At 67.9% G+C, this 19180-nt stretch carries 11 protein-coding genes; 5 read left to right on the top strand and 6 right to left on the bottom strand.

Annotated features, from left to right (window positions below):
- Window positions 1-448 precede the first annotated feature (448 nt).
- From JQX13_RS40450 to JQX13_RS40430, 5 genes are all read left to right on the top strand, one after another.
- Window positions 449-4573: a M4 family metallopeptidase gene (locus tag JQX13_RS40450; RefSeq protein ID WP_203404741.1), complete on the top strand. Its 4125-nt coding sequence runs from the start codon at window positions 449-451 to the stop codon at window positions 4571-4573.
- 3 nt (window positions 4574-4576) lie between these two features.
- On the top strand, window positions 4577-5371 hold the full coding sequence (locus tag JQX13_RS40445; protein ID WP_203404740.1) for a hypothetical protein: 795 nt from the start codon (window positions 4577-4579) through the stop codon (window positions 5369-5371).
- Window positions 5372-5562: 191 nt separating this feature from the next.
- Complete coding sequence (locus JQX13_RS40440) at window positions 5563-7992, top strand: PQQ-dependent sugar dehydrogenase (RefSeq protein WP_203404739.1); 2430 nt, start codon at window positions 5563-5565, stop codon at window positions 7990-7992.
- A gap of 68 nt (window positions 7993-8060) precedes the next feature.
- Window positions 8061-8753, top strand: a complete 693-nt coding sequence (locus JQX13_RS40435; protein WP_239014150.1) for a 2OG-Fe(II) oxygenase — start codon at window positions 8061-8063, stop codon at window positions 8751-8753.
- A complete protein-coding gene (locus JQX13_RS40430; RefSeq protein WP_239014149.1) occupies window positions 8750-9409 on the top strand; it encodes an SRPBCC family protein in 660 nt (219 codons plus the stop codon). The genes JQX13_RS40435 and JQX13_RS40430 overlap by 4 nt, the downstream gene beginning before the upstream one ends.
- Window positions 9410-9418: 9 nt before the next feature.
- Here the strand turns inward: JQX13_RS40430 and JQX13_RS40425 are convergent, their stop codons facing one another.
- From JQX13_RS40425 to JQX13_RS40400, 6 genes are all read right to left on the bottom strand, one after another.
- The gene (locus JQX13_RS40425; protein WP_203404738.1) at window positions 9419-12454 is read right to left on the bottom strand and encodes a DEAD/DEAH box helicase; all 3036 of its coding nucleotides are present in this window, start codon (window positions 12452-12454) and stop codon (window positions 9419-9421) included.
- Between the two features lie 110 nt (window positions 12455-12564).
- Window positions 12565-13479 (bottom strand): hypothetical protein, encoded by a 915-nt coding sequence (locus tag JQX13_RS40420; protein WP_203404737.1) that lies wholly within the window; start codon window positions 13477-13479, stop codon window positions 12565-12567.
- On the bottom strand, window positions 13476-13667 hold the full coding sequence (locus JQX13_RS40415) for a hypothetical protein (RefSeq protein WP_203404736.1): 192 nt from the start codon (window positions 13665-13667) through the stop codon (window positions 13476-13478). Before JQX13_RS40415 ends, JQX13_RS40420 begins: the two co-directional genes overlap by 4 nt.
- Before the next feature lie 94 nt (window positions 13668-13761).
- Window positions 13762-14829, bottom strand: a complete 1068-nt coding sequence (locus tag JQX13_RS40410) for a hypothetical protein (protein ID WP_203404735.1) — start codon at window positions 14827-14829, stop codon at window positions 13762-13764.
- Between the two features lie 92 nt (window positions 14830-14921).
- Window positions 14922-16517 carry a carboxylesterase/lipase family protein gene (locus JQX13_RS40405; protein WP_239014148.1) on the bottom strand — a complete coding sequence of 532 codons (1596 nt, stop codon included), beginning with the start codon at window positions 16515-16517 and terminating at the stop codon, window positions 14922-14924.
- Between the two features lie 371 nt (window positions 16518-16888).
- On the bottom strand, window positions 16889-18637 hold the full coding sequence (locus JQX13_RS40400) for a DUF4215 domain-containing protein (protein WP_203404734.1): 1749 nt from the start codon (window positions 18635-18637) through the stop codon (window positions 16889-16891).
- Window positions 18638-19180 lie beyond the last annotated feature (543 nt).

Below are 19180 nucleotides of genomic sequence, written 5' to 3'. Positions count from 1 at the left end.
AATTATTTCCCTGTAAATCCATTGAAGCATCAACGAAGGATGACATGCAAAGGGATTTCAGGAATTTCATGTTTTACCTGTTTGAGTGGCCGATCCGCTGTTCACCGGGTCTGGACTTATTCAGCCCGAAGGTCCACTTGTGTATACTCCCGCCGCTGCGCTGAAGGCGAAAGTCGAGGGGCAGGCGCCCTGGCAGTACGCGGTCGGACTTTTCGAGCATCAGCGGAGTCGTAGTGCCGCTCCCGGCGCTGGTGCTCGATGTGGGTGCCGGACGGCCGGTCACCTCCTCGATGAAGTCCGGTGGAGTCAATCCATGTCCATGCCGTGGCCTCGCTGGCCTCTGCTCCTCGCCACGTTCTTGACGGCGGGTCCCTCCCTCGCGGGTGAAAGAATCACCCCGCTCTCCCAATCCGCGTTCACACAGCTCCGTGCAAGGGAGCCGTCACGCGTGGCCGAATCCCTTTCGACGCTGCGAGCGCAGAAGACCCGCCTCGGGCTGAACGACGGGGATGACTTCCGGATGTCCGGCGCCCATACGGACCGCTTCGGCCTCACGCACTCCCACTTCCAGCAACTCCACCAGGGCGTGCCGGTCTGGGGGGCCATGGCCATCACCCACCTGGATCCAAGCGGACGGAGCCTGCCGGTGACGGCGGACGGGCTGCGCACGGGCATCCGCATGTCCACCCAGCCCACGGTGGACGCGGCCAGCGCCATCTCCCTGGCGACCCTGGAGATCTCCCCGCGCGGCCTGATGGGTGCCGAGCCGAGCGCCGAGCTCGTCATCTACCCGGAGACGCGCCGGGTGAACCTCGCGCCGCACAAGTCCTTCAAGCAGCTGAACGCGGCGGACTTCAGGCAGGAGGTGGTGGGCTACCGGCTCGCCTGGCACGTCCACGTCGAGCTGGACAACCCCCAGGATGGCATCGCCCACACGGACCTCCTTCTCGACGCGCGTTCCGGCGAGGTGCTGAAGAAGTGGAGCTCGCTGCAGACCTCGGCGGCCATTGGAAAGGGCAACTCCCAGCACAACGGGAGCGTGCAGCTCAACGTCTGGAAGAACGCCGAGGGCCTCTACGAGCTGCGCGACACGACCCGCGCGCTCGGCGAGGGCCTGCGGACCTATGACGTGAACCACGCCGATCTGCAGAACGGCGCCGAGGCCACGCTCACCCTGTACACGGACCCCGACAACACCTGGGGTGACGGGGCGAACTACGTCCCCGGACAGCCCACGCTCGGCGACAACGGCCAGACGGCCGCCGTGGATGCGCACTACGGCCTGCAGGCCACGTGGGACTACTACCTGAAGATCCACGGCCGCCTGGGCATCGACAACGCCGGCACCCCCACCTTCAACCGGGTGCACGTCAGCAACCTCTACAACAACGCCTTCTGGAACAGCTCGTGCTTCTGCATGAGCTACGGCGACGGCTCCTACCCGGGCGACCCCACGGGCTCCAAGTCGCTCGCCGCGCTCGACGTGTCGGCCCACGAGCTGAGCCACGGCGTCATGTCGCAGACGGCCGCGCTCATCTACTCCGGCGAGTCCGGCGGCCTGAACGAGGCCAACTCCGACATCTTCGGCACCATGACGGAGTTCTGGGTGCGCAACGGCCAGGGCTCCACCATCGGAGATGGCACCAAGGGCAACTGGTTCATCGGCGAGAGCCTGAACCCGTACGCTCCGATGCGCTACATGCACAAGCCGAGTCTGGACGGCGTGAGCGTGGATGCCTGGTACCCCGGCATCGAGAACATCGACGTCCACTTCAGCAGCGGCCCGATGAACCGCGCCTTCTACTTCCTGTCCCAGGGCGCGGACAAGGCGAGCTTCGGGCTCGAGACCTCCAGCGAGTACCTGCCCGAGGGCATGGAGGGGATCGGCAACGACAAGGCGGCGGCCATCTGGTACCGGGCCATCACCGTCTACATGTTCCCGTCAGCCAACTACCTGGTGGCCCGCACGGCGTCCCTGCGGTCGGCGGCGGACCTCTTCGGCGCCGCGTCCAACGAGTACCGCGCGGTGCAGAACGCCTTCGCCGCCATCAACGTGGGCTACACCGCCAACACCTATGATGACCGGATGGCGCCGTCCGTCACCGCGAGCGTCTCGGGCACCGCCCCTGGCCTCCAGCTGCACGCCCTGGGCACGGACAACGTGGGCATCACGCGCGTGGAGTTCCTCGTCGACGGGGCCATCGTGGGCACGGATTCCTCGCTGCCCTTCACGGTGCCGCTCGACACCACCACGCTCTCCAACGGAACGCACCAGTTGGTGGTGAAGGCCTACGACCTGGCTGGCAACGTGGGCCCGTCGGCGCCCTACTCCTTCAACGTGGCCAACAGCTTCGATCAGCTCCTGAGGGATCCGGGCTTCGAGAAGGCTGGCGAGGGATGGGAGGCCGATCCCCGCGGCAACATCAACCATCCCGTGACCGGCGCGCACACGGGCCAGGGTTACGTCTGGCTCAACGGGTACGGCACCGTCCACGTGGACAACCTCTACCAGGACGTCACCATCCCCGCCTCCGCCGCGCGGGCCTCGCTGACCTTCTACCTCGAGCTCACCACCGCGGAGCCGGCCACCGCCGCCAGGGACACCCTGGTGGTGCAGGTGCGCAGCACCTCGGGAGAGGTGCTGGAGACGCTCGCCACCTGGTCCAACCTGGACGCGACGCTCGGGTGGGTGCAGCGCAGCTTCGACCTCTCCGCCTACGCGGGCCAGACCGTCCGCATCTACCTGGAGGGCAACGAGGACGCCACGCTCGGCACCAGCTTCAAGCTGGATGACTTCACGCTGCGCGTGAGCGGCTCCGCCGACTCCGAGACACCTTCCGTGACGGCCCAGGCCGTCGTGGTGGGCGGCAAGGTGGGGCTCTTCGCGAACGTGTCGGACAACGGCCATGTCGACGCCGTCGAGTTCTTCCTGGATGGTGCGTCGGTGGGGACCGCGTCCAACGTGTTCACCCACGTGGTGGACGCCTCGTCGCTGTCCAACGGCGCGCACACCGTCATGGCCCGAGCCGTGGACGCGGCCGGCAACGTGGGGGAGTCGGCCCTGGTGGCGTTCTTCCTCGACCGCAACCAACAGCAGCGGGTGCTGAACCCCGGCTTCGAGGACTCGACCGCCGCGGGTCAGGCGCTCTGGCCGATCACCACGACCCTGACTGGCTCGTCCCGCTTCTTCACGAACAGCTCGTTCGCCCACACGGGCGCGAGGTTCTTCCTCTTCTGGTCGAACCTGGGCCCCCACACGTCGTCCGTGGGCCAGACCCTCACCATCCCAGCGGACTCCACCTCGGCCATCTACAGCTTCTGGCTGCGCCTCCACAACAGCGCGTTCACCGATGGGGAGGCGCACCACACCCTCATCGCGAAGGTGCGGGACTCCAGCGGCACGGCTCTGAGGACGCTCCAGTCCTTCTCCAACCTGGATGACACCGCCGGCGACTACTATGAGCACCGCTTCGATCTGAGCGCCTACAGGGGCCAGACGATCCAGCTCGTCTTCGAGGCCAACCAGACGGAGGCGCCGCAGCTCCCGGATGGCGTCACCCAGATGTTCCTCGACGACGTGACGCTGACCACCACGAGCACGCCGGACACGCTGGCGCCCCAGCTCACCGCGTCCGTCAGTGGCACCTACGGGAAGACGGTCCAACTCCACGCCGCCGTGAGCGACAACGTCTGGACGTCGCGCCTGGAGTTCTCCGTGGACGGCAACCCGGTGGCCACGCGCACGGATCCCCATGGCAGCTACACGGAGCCGTTCGACGCGGCCGACCTGACCAACGGTCCCCACACCCTGACGGTCAAGGCGGTGGACATCTCGGGCAACGAGAGCACCGCGGAGGTGGCCTTCGACATCTTCAACTCCAAGGTGGAGGACGTGGCCGGCCCCACTGTCAGCGTGGGCCTGGAGGGCATGTTCGAGACGACGGTCCTGAAGGCCGAGGCCACCGACGACACGGGCGTCACCGCCGTGGAGTTCTACGTGGATGGCGCGTTCAAGGGCCGGGCCCTGGCACCGCCCTACACGCTCCCCTTCAGCCTCCTCCCGCTGTCGCCCGGCGAGCACACCCTGGAGGCGGTCGCGTACGACGCCTACGGCCACTCCAACAAGGCCTCGACCACCTTCACGAGCGAGGCCGTCTCCGTGAGCGTCGGGTCGCCCTTCATCGTGGTGCCGGTGGGCGGCTCGGCCACCCTCACCGCGAGCGTCGCCCATGCGGTGGACACGTCATTCACCTGGGTCCTGAAGGAAGGACGCATCTGCGGTTCCCTCTCCGCGGATGGCGTCTACACCGCGCCCACCGCGACGGGCTTCTGCCACGCCACGGCCACCAGCACCGTCGCCCCCGGAGCGAGCGCTACGACGACCATCAAGGTCTTCACCGGCGATCTCAACGGAGATCATGTCGTGGACGGAGAGGACATGGGCCGGATGGCCCGGGCCTACGGCGCCACCGACTCCGACGCCCCGCTCTACAGCGAGGACGTGGATCTCGATGCGAGCAGCTCCGTGGACGACAACGACGTCACCCTCTTCGTCAGCCAGTTCGGACGGTAAGCCATGAAAACGTTGACTCAATTCATTGTTCCGCTGCTGCTCGGGCTGCTTACCGCCTGCGGCAACCCCAACGCGGGGCCGGTGACGATCTCACCGAAGACCGCCACCATGAACGCGGGTGAGAAGCTCACCTTCACCGCCACCGTCAAGGACGCCAAGGAGCCCCGGGTGCTCTGGTCGGTGGAGGGCGGCGATGCCCACGGCACCATCACCAGCACGGGTGTCTACACCGCGCCCTCGGAGCCCGGCACCTACACCGTGGTGGCCACGAACGCGGTGGACACCTCGAAGAAGGACACGGCCACCGTCACCGTGCCGGGCACCTCGGGCGTTGGCTATCAGGATCCGACGGGCACCGGCTGGCGCTTCGTGAAGAACACCAGTGCCTCCACGGACAGCCGGCTCGTGCTGGATCTCGTGGGCCCCGCGGATCAGTCCGGCCGGGGCGTGGGCCTGACGCTCTCGGTGGACCCGACCCGGGCGAGCTGGGCCAAGGTGTCCGACGCGGACACCGAGTACGTGACCAACCGGCTGTTCGAGCTGGGCGCCGAGCCTCGGCTCTTCAAGAGCAACGTCAAGGAGGGCACCCTCACGGTCGGCGTGTTCCAGAAGGGCACGCTCGGCCCGGCGACGGCGTACTCCGGGGCCCTGCTCTCGGTGGCGCTGGATCTGAAGACCGGCCCCTCGACGCCGGCGGGAACCCTCGTTCCCATCTCCGTCGTCAAGGCGCACGCCCTGTCGGACAGCGGCGCCCTGGGTGCCATCGACGTGGCCGTGGGGACGCTCACCACCCGGTGAGCCGGTGAGTCCTCACTCCTGGTAGTTCGAACGGCGGTCTCCTTCCCGGGAGGCCGCCGTTTTCATGTACCGCGTCACCCGGCGCGACTGGTTGTGGCAACAGGGTTGTAAAAAGCCGGTGGGGGGTGCGGCGCGAGCGCGGACACATGACGGACGGAAGTCGCACTTCGCGTGCGTTAGCTTCATCGGTCATGCGTTCATCCCTCGTGACGTCGTTGTTGCTCCTGCTGTGGTGTTCCCCCTCATGGGCCGCGGTGCCCGAGGGCTTCTCGGAGACGAGCTACACGTCCAGCGAGCTGACGCCCGCCACGAGCATGGCCTGGGCGCCGGATGGCTCGGGCCGCCTGTTCATCACCCTCAAGAATGGCGTGGTGCGGACGGTGGCGATGAAGAACGGTGCCCTGGAGACGCAGGCGGGGACGAACACGCCCGTCTCCAGCGTGTTCGCGACGGAGCCCGCCATCTACACCAACAGCGAGTGCGGCCTCATCGGCATCGCGTTCGACCCGAACTACGTGGTCAACCGGTACGTCTACTTCTTCGTCACCGTCTCCTCCACCGAGCAGCGCATCGTCCGCTACACGGACGCCAATGGCGTGGGCACCGCGCGCACGGAGGTCGTCACCCGGCTGCCCACCGCCGGGCAGAACCATAACGGTGGCGGCCTGGGCTTCGGCGCGGACGGGAAGCTCTACTGGTCCATCGGCGACCTGGGCAACGGCACCGGTGTGAATGCCGACCTGACGTCGCTCGCGGCGAAGGTGGGGCGCGCCAACCTGGACGGCACGCCCGCCAACGACAACCCCTTCTATGACGGCGTGGGCCCCAACAACGAGTACATCTGGGCGAGAGGCTTCCGCAATCCGTTCACCCTCACCTTCCAACCGGCAACCGGGGAGCTGTGGAGCAACACCGTGGGCACGGACTACGAGCAGGTCTTCGTGGTGAGCATGAGAGACCACGCCGGCTACAGCAGCTACGAGAACAACCAGCCCGCCGGGTACCTCCCGCCGGTCATCAAGTACCGCACCAACGGCGTCGACATGCGCAACCTCACCGCGGGTGGGGCGGTGCGCAGCGGGGGCGTCACCACCTTCACCACCACCAGGCAGCACGGCTTCCGCAAGGGAGAGAAGCTCACCCTCGCGGGCGTGGACGACGCGAGCTTCAACGGTACCTTCTACGTCGCCAGCATCCCCGCCTCCCCCTCCGCCACCACCTTCACCGTGGCACAGCCGGGGCAGCCGGATGCGAGCAGCGGGGGCGGCACCGCGACGACGCAGGCGCTGGGCGGCTCCATCACCGGCGGCACCTTCTATGACGCCACGCTCTTCCCGCCGGAGTACCGCGGCAACTACTTCTTCGGGGACTACAACTCCGGGCAGGTGACTCGCGCCACGCTGGCGGCGGACAACTCGGTGGCCACGGTGGATGAGTGGGGCACGGGCTTCTCGTCGAACGTGGACATGGAGGTGGGGCCGGACGGAGCGCTGTATGCGCTCGGGTACAACAACGGCACCGTGCGCCGCATCGCCCCTTCCGCGCCCGGTCAGAAGTTGGTGGTGTCCGGACTCAACCCGCGCGTGGTGGAGGGCGGGCGCACCGCCTTCACCGTGCGCCTGGCCCAGGCGCCCACCGCGGCCGTCACGGTGCAGGTGACTCGGGCGATGGGTGGCTCGGAGGATTTGAGCGTCGCCAGCGGAGCGTCGCTCACCTTCTCCCAGGCGGACTGGAGCGTGCCTCGCGTGGTGACGATCGCGGCGGCGGAGGACGCGGACTCCAATGCGGACATCGCCACCTTCACGGTGACGGCGGCGGGACTGGGGGAAGAGTCAGCGAGGGTCACCACCATCGACAACAACGCCCCGAGGCTGGTGCTGTCCTCCTCACGGGTATCCGTCCCGGAGAACGGCACCGCCACCTTCGGCGTGTCGCTGTCCAAGCAGCCCTCGGGTCGCGTCACCGTCAACGTGGCCCGCACGCATGGCGACGCGGACATCATGGTGCAGGACGGGGCTTCGCTCACCTTCACTTCCGTCGACTGGAACACGCCCAGGACAGTCACGCTGTGGGCCGCGTCGGACGCGGACAACCTGACCGGGGTCGCCACCATCACCGTGGCCGCGGCGGGACAGGACGCGCGCTCGGTGGAGGCCGTCGAGGTGGATGATGAGCCGCTGGCCCCCGTCATCACCTCCACGCCCCTCACCACCGCGGTGGTGGGCATCCCCTTCAGCTACGACGTGGAGGCGGAGGCCCGGCCGGCCCCCCTGTATGAGTTGGTGGGCGTGCCGCCGCCAGAGGGGATGACCATCGACGCGACCACCGGCCTCATCTCCTGGACGCCCTCGGCGGCGGGCTCGGCGGACGTCATCGTGCGGGTGAGCAACGGCGAGGCGCCGGACGCGGAGCAGGCCTTCACCATCACGGTGTGCGTCGGTGACGGGAACTGCGCGCTGGACCAGCCGGACGCGGGGACGGGCGGGGAGCAGGTGCCGGAGGGCGGCTGCGGTTGCGGCGCGGCCCCGGTGGCGCCGCTCGCGTGGCTCGCGCTGGGCACGCTGGCATTCCGGCGGAGGCGGGCGCGCGGTGTACAGCGCGTTGGCCAGTTCGAACACTGAGGGCACCCGGGGAGCCAACAAATTCCGGTTCCCAATTTCCGCCCCTGCTTCAGGGCCACAACATATCCGTGCTGATCGACTTCTCGGCCCGGCTGAGGCCAAATCCCTCCATGCGCTTCCAGCCACCGTGGAGCGGAGCCTTCCGTCTCCAGAGCTTCTTCCACCGCACGCCCGACGCCCTGCCCGTGGACGCCATCGAGGCCATCCGGTCGGCCATCCTGGGCTCCTCCCTGCTGGGCGAGACCAACCTGTCCTCCCATTTCTCGGGGACCTATGGCTTCTCGGTGACGTTCCGACGCGAGGCCCTCTCCGAGGTGACGGACCGCTTCCCCGCCTTCGCCCCGTTCCTCCAGGCCGCGATCCTGCCGGAGTGCAACGCGTTCCTGCTCAACCCGCTCCTGGTCCAGAACGGGCGCGGGGTGGATGCGCACCTGGATCGCAGCATGACCTTCTACGGAGCGGGCGCCGACGGCCCGCTCGCCGTGAGCGTGCTCTACGTCCAGGTGCCCGAGCAGCTCGCGGGGGGCGAGCTGCGGCTGTATCACCGCGGCGCGAGGGTGGCGGCGTTGGCGCCCCTGCCACGCTCGCTGGTGACGTTCCGGGGAGACCTGGTGCACGAGGTGGTGGCGGTCGAGGCCGGGGCTCCGGAGCTCTCGGCGGCGCGCATCAGCCTGGTGGTCGAGCAATACCGCATGCCGGAAGCGCTGCTCATGAAGGTGCCCCGGTTCCAACTGCGGACCCGGGAGGGAGCGCTGGCATGAGCGACATGCGCGAGTTGACGATGGAGTGGTGGGTGGGCCAGAGCCGGGAGCAGGTCTTCGCGGCCATCGAGGACCCCTTCCGGATGCGACGCTGGTACGGGGCCCCACCGGGAGGCCATCGCCTTGGAGAGGAGGGAAACGACGAAGAGGACGGGCCGTTCCGGGTGAATCTGCTCGATGCGAAGGGCGCTCCCCTGACGCAGACCGGCCGCATCCTCGAGATGTACCCTCGCATGGGATTCTTGATGGAGCTGAGCTGGGACGGCGGGGACCTCGGCCACGAGACGACCCGCGTCACCTTCACCCTCCTCCCCGATGGCGAGGGGACTCGCATCAAGATCCGCCAGGGACCGTTCTCGAGCCGGGAGGTCGAGGAGGCCTACAGGGCATACTGGGACGTCAACGTGGGACGCCTGATCCGCGTCGCCTCTGGAGAGACCGTGCCCTGCTTCGAGGAGTTCTGGGAGGAGTCGAATGGCTTCGTCGAGCCGCTCGGCATGGCGGCCTATACCGTCCTGGCCGGCATGCGGGAGGCCGGTGCGGCGCCCGAGCTCATCGCTCAAATGGAGGAGACGCTCTACACGCACCTCTCCCGCGTGCCGGAGGAGACCGCGAAGGTGTTGGGAACGGTCCTCCGCGCGCGCCTCAACCAATAGGGGCGGGAGTCAGTCGAGCAACTGCATGAGGTCCGCCCGCGTGATGGCCGCGGCCCCGGAGGCCCCACCGAGCGCGGACTCGAAGAGAGCGCGCTTCTTCTCCTGCAGGGTGAGGATCTTCTCCTCCACCGTGCCCTGGGACACCAGCCGGTACACCATCACCGGCCGCTGTTGACCGATACGGTGCGCGCGGTCCGCCGCCTGCGCCTCCACGGACGGGTTCCACCACGGGTCCACCAGGAAGACGTGGTCCGCCGCCGTGAGGTTGAGCCCCGTGGCGCCCGCCTTGAGGGAGATCAACATCACCGGAGGGCCCTTCGGATCCTGGAACGACGCGGCCACGGCGCCGCGGTTGGACGTGCCGCCGTCCAGCCGGATGAACCCGATGCCCGCCTCCTTCAGCGCCGGCTCGATGAGATCCAACAGGGACGTCCACTGCGAGAAGACGAGCGCCTTGTGCCCCTCCTCCACCGCGGTGCCGAGCGCCTCGACCAGCGCCTCCACCTTGGAGGACGTCTTCGCCTGCTGTCCCGGCACGAGCGCCGGGTGGCACGCCGCCTGACGCAGCCGCAGCAGCGCCTCCAGCGCCTTCAGGACGCTGCCCCCCTCCTCCAGCTGGGACACCACCTCCTCGCGCGTGGCGGCGTACACCGCGTCATAGACGGCGCGCTCCCGCTCGTTGAGGGTGACGTGCAGCACGGAGTCGGTGCGCGGCGGGAGCTCGGGTGCCACGTCCCGCTTGAGCCTGCGCAGCACGAAGGGGCGGATGCGCGCGCGCAGCTGCTCGGCCGCGCCCTTCTGGTTGTCCGATACGGGCCGCGCCCACCGCTCCTCGAATTCCTTGCGCCCCCCGAGCAACCCCTGGTTGGTGAAATGCATCAGGCTCCAGAGCTCCTCGAGCCGGTTCTCGATGGGCGTACCGCTCAAGGCGATCCGGAAGGAGGCCTGCAGCCCGTACGCCGCGCGCGCCACCTGGCTGTCCGGGTTCTTGATGGCCTGGGCCTCGTCCAGCACCACCGTGTCCCACGTCTTCGCCCCGAGCACCTCCGCGTCCAGGCGCAGCAGCGCGTAGGTGGTGAGCGTCACGTCGGCCGTCTCGTCCAGGGTGCGGCCGGGGCCGTGGTACACGGAGACCTTCAACGAGGGACGGAAGCGCCTCACCTCCGCCTCCCAGTTGGGAAGCACGCTCGTGGGGGCCACCACCAGCGTGCCCGGCCCCAACATGCAGAGGGTCTGCAGCGTCTTGCCCAGACCCATGTCGTCCGCGAGCACGCCGCCGAGGCCCGCCTGCCGCAGGAAGGTGAGCCAGCTGACGCCCTGGAGCTGGTAGGGGCGCAGCGTCGCGGTGAGATCCTTCGGGAGCTGCACGTCCGGCAGCTTCTCGAAGCCCTCCACCAGGGGCGCCAGACGCTCGAGCCCGGGCGGAGGCGGATGCTCCAGCGCCTCGCACAATCCGGTGAGCTGAGGAAGGGCGTGGTTGGCGAGCCGCCCGTCCTTCCCGCGAGCGGCCAGCAGATCCGCCACGCGCTGGCCGTGCGTCTTCAACCACGCGGTGGGCAGCGGCGCCCACCCGCCGCCCTCGAGCGGCACCAATCCCAGCCCCTCCTCCCACGCGCGCATCACCGCGCCCGCGTCCACCGAGCGCGGCGCGCCCGGCCCCGCGCCCTCGACCTGGAAGTCGAGCGAGAACTCCACCCGCGGCACACCCGTCTGCGTGGCGCCCGCCTCCACCGAGAGCATGGGACGCAGCTGCACGTTGGGGCTCACCACGCGCGCCGCGTCCCCGGTGAGATCGCCGCGCCAGCGCCGCAGCTTGTCGGCGAGCTGCACGGCCTCCTTGCCGTGCACCGTCACGCGCCGGCCGGGCACCATGTTCAGATCATCGCGCAGCTGGTGGATGAGCTTCTGCTCGGCGGCCTCGTCGCGCACGGGCACCGCGCCCTTCAGGTACACCATGCGCCCGTTGTCGATGCGCACCGAGGGCGGAGAGCCGTACACCAGCGTGGGCAACACCGAGAGTCCGGAGTCCAGCTGGTTGAGCTCCAGGGAGATGCGCGGCTCGAGCGTGCGGTCGATGGGCGGAATCCGCTGGCTCCTCACGTCCACCGGCATGCGCCGCGCGAAGTCCGGCAACACCTTGCCGGTGAGGTCCCCCATCTGCTCGGGTGAGAAGACACGCTCCTGCGGCAGCTTCTCCAGCCACGCACCCGTGAGGCTCTGCTCGCCGAGCCGGCAGAGCGTGCCTCCGCACACCGCCACCCCGGAGCTCACCACCTCGGTGATGCGCGGATCCTTCTCCACCTTGAGCACCGTCTGCTCGCCCCGGTCCTCCACGGTGACACGCGGAAGCAGGGGCTCGCTCGAGACGGACACCAGGACGCCGTCGAAGAGCACGGTGCGCGCGGGCTCCAGCACACGCAGGAGCGCATCGAGCCGCTCGGGAGGAAGCGCTCCCCGCGTGGGCCGCATCAGCAGCTTGTCCGCGAGCAGATCGCACGGCTCCACCTGGATCCGGGCCGCCTCCACGGGGTTCGTCAGCACCGACGCCAGACTGCGAGCCAGCAGCCGAGCGGTGTTGTCCGGACGCACCAGAAGGCGCTCGAGTTGCAGCCCTCCCTCCACGCGCTTGAAGCGGTACACCATGCGCTCCGGCTTCGGCGTGGCACCCGGGCGCGGGCCGGCCTGGACCGAGGAGGCCGCGGCGGGCCGTGCCGGCATGGACGAAGCGGGAGCACGTGGCGCCGGGGCGCGCTGTGCGGGGGGACGCTGGGCCACCGAGTGATGGAGGATGATGGCCGCCGCCACCACGTGCTCGCAGGGGTCCACCCGGCCGCGGCAGTCACACTCCCAGATTTCGTCCTCCGGGTAGAGCACGGTGGTCAGCGGGGCGGGCCGGCCGGCCGCGCGCACTCGCAGCACGGCCTCCTCCTGCCCGACGGACTGCACCGAGACGGCACCCGCGCGGGCCAGACCCATGCCGACGGACCAGGTGTCCGGGCGCGCTTCCTCCCGGACGGCTTCGAGCAGCTCGGCGGTCACAGACATACGAAGACCGCATCCCTACCCTCCCGGCGGTCCCCGCGCAACAAAGGCACCCGCCCGGTCGCGTCGGAGCCAATTGCTCTTGAGGTGCGGTGCTCCCCCGTGGCGGGCCCCTACCTCGTGAGGGAGTGCTCACCGAGCCAGCTCTGCTGCTCGGCATCGACGCCCGTCGGACCCGGCCGGATGATGAGGCGCTCTACGGACGGGATGTTGATCTCGAGCGTGGTCTCCGCCGTCACCTCATCATCGACCGAGAGCGTCACCTTCTCGGGAATCTGGAGCGCGAGTGCTTTGAAGGCGCCTCGTTCGTCGACGAGGAACGCATACGCGAGTTGGCGCTCCTTGTCCTTGATGTGCTCCCCTCCGTTCCCTGACTCCGAGGACTTCTCTCGGAGGCGTATCCAAAGCACGCTGCTGGACGACTTCTCCAGTGGCTGGAGCTTCATGCCAATGGGCTTCACCTGCTGCCAATGATCAGGCGTGAAGGGATATTGCGTGGCGAGCGGGCTGTAGGACACAGGTCCGCTCTTCTGGTGCTTGCGCACGAGCAACCACTGCTGCTGGCCGCCACGAGGCTCGGAGTGTTTGGCCAGGCGAACCAGGGTGAACTGCCGATCACCAACATTCAGGCGCTCGACGACTTCCCAGTATGAATCCAGTGACTCGTCCTCAACACTCCATTGCAGAACCTTTGCGTAGTTGCGCAGGAGAGACTGCTCGCTGTCTTCATCGTCGATGGCACCAGCAGGCACGATCGTGGGAGGCTTCACGGCTGTGGCGGCCTGGGGGCCTGCATCCATGGCGGCCGCCTCCGCGCCTGTGCTCCCGGCATCGGTTTCCGAATCCGCCCCTCCTCCAGCATCAACCACCACAACACCCGCATCACCAGCCACGAGATTGGGTGCGGTCTTCTTGTCAGGGCACCCCGGAACGACCATCAGCCACGCGAGCCAGAGCATGGCTCTGATGACGCGACACTGCGTGAGCGCATTCGACATTGCTCCGGATACATGGCGGAACGCAATCATCGAGAATGCTCCAGGGAGCCATACAAATGGGTCGAGTTACTCCCCTTGGCATCAGCCTTGACGCTGGCGAGGTCCGCGACGGACTGCACCGAGACGGCACCCGCGCGGGCCAGACCCATGCCGGCGGACCAGGTGTCCGGGCGCGCTTCCTCCCGGACGGCTTCGAGCAGCTCGGCGGTCACAGACATACGAAGACCGCATCCCTACCCTCCCGGCGGTCCCCGCGCAAAAAAGGAACCCCCGGGCCCCCGCGCGGCCGGCCCTTCACCCACCCGTAAGCACTCAGGGGGCGTTCGGGTCCCCAATTCCCTTGAAGGGATTGAACGTGTACGTCGTCGAGAACCGGGAGGACGGGCTGAAGTAGTGCGCCGCGAGCTTCGCCGGATCGGAGGCGATCTCACCGCGCTGGATGGGACCATCGTTCCCGTCATCCCAGCCCCAGGGCGCGTTCGCCGAGTTCGAGGAGCAGAGGCCCGCGATGAGGCCGCAGCCACCACTCGTGTCTCCCCGGAACGTGCCCTCGGACACGAACAGCTCGGAAAGGCCCCGGCGCTGCCACAACCCCTCGGAACCGTAGATGTCGATGAGCTTGTAGCGCACGTCGGAATCGGTGGCCGACGAGGGCTCCTCGGCGGTAGTGAGCGAGGGGTAGTACTTCACGCCGTCACCCACGATGTCATAGGCCGGCCAGGCCTTGAGCCCGTGCCCCTTGGCCTCCTGCGCGGTGATGGGGTGCTGGACTCCCTCGAAGGGCGCCAACGACAGCTTGCCGTCGACCGACTCCGCGCCCGCGCTGATCGGGCTGCCATCCGGCAGGAACGAGAAGAAGTCCTTGTGCGCCACCGTCACGGCGCCGATGAGCTTGCCGTACTCGGTCCCGTCACGCTCCACGATGAGCAGCACGCCTTCGCCGTCGTTCTCGTGCTCCGTGTCGAAGATGGTGTCGGACCAGTCGCGCGGGTGGAAGAAGGTGTAGACGATGTACCAGTGCGAGCTCGTCTCCACCACGGACTGATAGGCATGCGCGGTGAGCGGCCTGGACGCGGCGTTGTCCCAGTTGTTCGTCCCGCTCCAGTCCCCATCGAAGTCAACCCGGCTGATGTAGTCGGACCGGCCGCCGAGCGAGTGCGAGCCCGTCACGTCCACGTCCTGGTAGTGGATGGGCGCCCAACGCTTGGCGAGGGCGGCCCGGAACGCGGACGAGCCCACACCCGTCGCGAGCGCCTCCTGGGCCTCTCCAACGGTTTCATCTTCCAGAGAGCTCGCTCCGCAAGCGGAGAGCAACATCACGGCAACAGGGACGACGGCGCGCGCAATGACGCCAGAAGACTGACGACGAATGAGGAGCATCGGTGATCCCGCCTTTCTTGGGGCGGACCACTAAACGATTTCCCGAATCATCAGGTAAACTGTTTTTTCTCGTTACCCTCTTTTTACGTCCGTCACATCCCGGTCGCCGCCGCGTTCGCGGCTGCCTCGGTCGCGTCCAGCCGGGCCTTCCACGGATCGGGCTGAGCAACCGGTTCGCCGCTCGCCGAGAAATCCAGGATCAGGTCCGTACCGGGTTCGTATCGTGGCCATTGGGGCAGACCCTGTCCGTTCGGATCACTCGTCCTGGCGAAGTTGGCGAAATAGGCGTTGGCCTCGCGTCCGACCTTGCGGTCGAGCTCGGTTGCCTCCGCCCCGTACCTGGCCTGGACCGTGTCGAACACGTAGGGGATCTCGGTCGCGTGCGGAGCCCCGGTCTTCCACTCGTCACGCATGGAGTCGGCGACGTAGGAGAAGCGGTAGTGGTAGGCAGGCAGCCCCTGGGCGGCCACGAGTCGGGCCGTGTACCGCGCGGGCTCGATCATGGTGCGATCCATCGCGGTGAGGGCGACCAGCGTGCGCACGTCGGCCTCTCCGGTCGGATCATAGGCCGCGCGAGCCGCCGCCTGATCCGGGAAGGGAGCGAACACCTCGTCCCTGGTCCGGGCGAAGCCGAAGCCCAGGTCCGCGCTGGTGGCCCCCACCATCACCGGCACCCTGGCCCAGCGGCCGGCACGGTAGGCGACGTCCGGCCACTCGACGACGATCTGACCGTCGAGGATCGGGCCCGAGTAGGTCGGCACGCCCATGTTCATCATGCTGAGGTCACCGATCCGCTCCACCGGCAGGGCGCGCAGCGCGGCCAGCGCTTCCGGACCCGTTTGCTGGATACCAACGCTCCTGGCGAACTCCACGCCGACGGACTCCGCCGAGCGCGGCCCACCCGGCGTGTCTTCGCTCAGCTTGCTACCACCGAGCAGCGGACCCCGCCCTCCGCCCGACATGATGATGGCCTTGTGGAACAGGCCTCGAGCCTTCGGCGAGGTCAGCAGGGTGTGGACCGAGCCGCCACCAGCGGACTCGCCAAAAATGGTGACGTTGTTCGGATCACCCCCGAATGCGGCGATGTTGTTCCTCACCCACTCCAAGGCCGCGATCTGATCCATGTAGCCGAAGTTGCCGGTGGGGGCACCCTCCGCCTCGGCCGTGAGCGCCGGGTGTGCGAAGAAGCCCAACCGTCCGAGGCGATAGTTGAAGCTGACCAGCACCACGCCCTGCTGGGCGAACCGCGAGCCGTCGTACACGGACGGAGACGAGCCACCGTTCACGAAGCCGCCGCCGTAGATCCACACCATCACCGGCAACCTGCCGTCCGCGGGCGCGTCGGCCGCGCGCCAGACATTGAGGGTCAGACAGTCCTCGGCGGGCGGAGTCCCCAGCGGGGCGGCGTCGCCCGCGAAGGGGACCTGCATGCAGTCGTGACCGAAGGCGGTCGCCTGGCGCACACCGCTCCACTCCTGGACGGGTTGGGGCGGGCGCCAGCGCAGGTCGCCCACGGGCGGCGCGGCGAAGGGGATCCCCTTGAAGGCCAGGACGCCGTTCTCCACCGAGCCCTGCACGATGCCCCCCGAGACCCGCACCTGCTCGGGCGACGTCGAGGGCTTCTGGGCCGATGCGCACCCGGTGACCGCCGCTGCCAGCGCCGCCAACATCACCATCCGCGACTTCATGCTCCCTCCGAGAAGAACCGGGCGGGCCGGAGGCACCGCCCGTCGACGTTCAAGCGCGGGACCGTGTACCAGCACCGCCTCCCGTCCCGCGCCGCGAGATCCGTGAGACTCGCAAAGTGAACGTTTCCGGCCGATGTCTTCACGTCCAAGCCAGGAGAAGAAAGTCTCGTCAGGGGCCTGAACGAATCCAGAGCAGGAGACCCTCCGGGCCCGGTCTTCAGCAACTTGTCCGATTGCCGGACAGGTTGGAGGAAAGTGCGGCCGGAGGGCAGCGGGGATGAGGTCGTGACTGGCGCACGGCTTCGACACGAAGGAACGCGAACGGCCGCTCCGGGTGGTGATCCCCCGAAGCGGCCGTCCTCACGACCCGCTCACCGGGGGATCAAGGCGAGCTCGACCTTGCAGGTAGCGGAGCAGCCGTCGCCGCCCACCTTGTTGCCGTCGTCGCACTCCTCGCCCTTGTCCTCCTGGACGACCTTGTCGCCGCAGCGGGGTCCCCACACGCAACCGCGGGCGCACTTGCCATAGTCGCCGTTGTTGATGCCGTCATCGCACTCCTCGCCCGGGTCGACGATCTTGTTGCCGCAGGTGGCGCGGCACTCGGTGCGGCGCGTGACGAAATCGGTGAGTGTGAGCTTGTACTGGGAACCCGTCGTGTGGCGCTCGGCCTGGAACACGACGGCCTCATAGATGCGGCCCTTGACCAGGCCGAGCTCGCTTGCCTTGCTCTTGAGGTTGATGGTGCCAGACAGCGGCCCGTGGACGCCGCCCAGGTCGAGCGCCAGACGGCCGTTGATGAACACCCAGACGTCATCATCACCGTAGAAGTCGAGCACCTCGGTTTCCTTGTACTCGAACCAGTAGCGCACCTCGCTCGTGAAGCTGAAGTTGTGGCCGCCTGACCGCGAGGACTCCTTGCCAAGGGCCACCCAGCCCTTGTTGTCGAGCGGGAAGAAGGAGGTGTTCTCGAACACGTAGGAGGTGGAAGTGCCGTTGCGCTTCAGGGTGAGCTTGTCTACCACCGGCACGTTCACGTTCGCCACGTCGCGGTACCACTGATCGAACGCCTCCTTGCCGTGGGTCGTGCTGGAGGAGCCGCTCGTCTTGGCGTATTGGGGCTTGCCGTCGCTGCTGAGCGTGCTCGTCACGATGCCCGACTCCGTGCCATTGGCGTTCTCGAAGTCGATGTGGCCCCTCGGCAGGCCGCCACTGGCCGCCAGGTCATAGCCACGGAAGTCGCGGTAGACGATGGGGAGTTCCACCTGCTGGGGCGGAGTGGACTCGGTGATCGTGCAGACGAAGCCCGACTCGGTCTTGCAGTCCGGCGAGCAGCCGTCGTTGGCGCGCCTGTTGCCGTCGTCGCACTCCTCCGTGGAGACGCCGGCGGGAAGCATCAGACCATCGCCGCACACTTCCTCGCAGGTGCCATTCGTGCACTTGGGCTCGCGCTTGCACAGCGGGGTGCACCCATCCCCCAGGTTGTTGTTGCCATCGTCACACTCCTCCGTGCCCTCGACGATCTTGTCGCCGCAGGTGGTGCGTGTGCACTTCTCGCCGATGGTGGGGCACTTCCAGCCCTCCTCGAGCCGGCAGACCGCGCTGCAACCGTCATTCGCCGTGGCGTTGCCGTCCTCGCACTCCTCGTCGCCCGCGATGATCTTGTCACCGCACCTCGCGGCCACGCACCGCCCACCCGTCGACGGGCAGTTCCATCCCGCCTCCGTCCCGCAGTTGGCCGAGCAGCCATCGCCGGCCGTCGTGTTGGCGTCGTCGCAGGTCTCGGCGGCCTCAACCTGGCCATTGCCGCACGTTCCCGTGAAGACGCAGGGGACGCCCGGGACCTCGCACGTATAGCCCTCCGCGCGCTCCTTGCAGTCGGCCGAACAGCCATCGTCCGCCGCCGTGTTGCCATCGTCGCAGACCTCGCCGGCCTGGAGGATGCCATCACCACAGCGGCCGCCCGTGGGCAGACCCGCGTCGGTGCCGGCGTCGGTGGACGGCTCGGACGTACCCGAGTCCGGGGTCGGGGTCGGGACCGGAGTCGGATCGCAAGCTATGAGGGAGAGGAGGGAGGCCAGCGCGAGACCCGCGAGCCGTGAACGGGTTGGGGAATTCGCCATGAATAAACCGAACCTGAAGGGGGGGGATGGTTGGAAACGGAACCATTGTAGCGCCTCTGGCCGCCTCATGGATCGTTTCCCTTGCCTCCTTGCTTCCATGGCGCTTCCAACCGTGAGCCCATTCCCGGATGCGAATCATTTCCGCGTCCCGAGTCTTATCCATCAAGAGAGCGTTGTCGCTCCGGGGTGCGACAGCGGGCGCCAGATGCCTCGCGGCTCCTACACTTCGAATCAGGGGAGGCCCGGTTTCGTGTCCAGGACATCCAGCGCGGGATTCTTGGAGAAGAAACCAGAGGGACTCAGCGTGAACCTGAGCACCGGGTCGCTGTTCTCGAGCGACCTTCCATTAACAAGACATAACCGAAGAAGAAATGTCTGACCGAGCGGTACGCGAATCTGGGAATGGGGTGCATGTCAGCAATCAACCCGCTTCCCGGATGAGGCGAACCGGCCCTCGCGAAAGTACTCCTCCGCCGAGGACCGGCTCCCTCCATCCCCATCCCTCACGCCCGAGCCGTCCGGACTGAAGCAGGCCCGACTGCC

Source organism: Archangium violaceum (genome assembly GCF_016859125.1).
GTDB classification, from domain to species: Bacteria; Myxococcota; Myxococcia; order Myxococcales; family Myxococcaceae; genus Archangium; species Archangium violaceum_A.
This window is presented reverse-complemented; position numbering and strand designations above follow the sequence as displayed.

What these genes read in the sequence shown, in the direction of transcription:
- JQX13_RS40445 (WP_203404740.1), top strand. Translation starts at nt 4,577, where the DNA reads ATGAAAACGTTGACTCAATTCATTGTTCCGCTGCTGCTCGGGCTGCTT.
- JQX13_RS40440 (WP_203404739.1), top strand. Translation starts at nt 5,563, where the DNA reads ATGCGTTCATCCCTCGTGACGTCGTTGTTGCTCCTGCTGTGGTGTTCC.
- JQX13_RS40430 (WP_239014149.1), top strand. Translation starts at nt 8,750, where the DNA reads ATGAGCGACATGCGCGAGTTGACGATGGAGTGGTGGGTGGGCCAGAGC.
- JQX13_RS40425 (WP_203404738.1), bottom strand. Translation starts at nt 12,454, where the DNA reads ATGTCTGTGACCGCCGAGCTGCTCGAAGCCGTCCGGGAGGAAGCGCGC.
- JQX13_RS40420 (WP_203404737.1), bottom strand. Translation starts at nt 13,479, where the DNA reads ATGATTGCGTTCCGCCATGTATCCGGAGCAATGTCGAATGCGCTCACG.
- JQX13_RS40415 (WP_203404736.1), bottom strand. Translation starts at nt 13,667, where the DNA reads ATGTCTGTGACCGCCGAGCTGCTCGAAGCCGTCCGGGAGGAAGCGCGC.
- JQX13_RS40410 (WP_203404735.1), bottom strand. Translation starts at nt 14,829, where the DNA reads ATGCTCCTCATTCGTCGTCAGTCTTCTGGCGTCATTGCGCGCGCCGTC.
- JQX13_RS40405 (WP_239014148.1), bottom strand. Translation starts at nt 16,517, where the DNA reads ATGAAGTCGCGGATGGTGATGTTGGCGGCGCTGGCAGCGGCGGTCACC.
- JQX13_RS40400 (WP_203404734.1), bottom strand. Translation starts at nt 18,637, where the DNA reads ATGGCGAATTCCCCAACCCGTTCACGGCTCGCGGGTCTCGCGCTGGCC.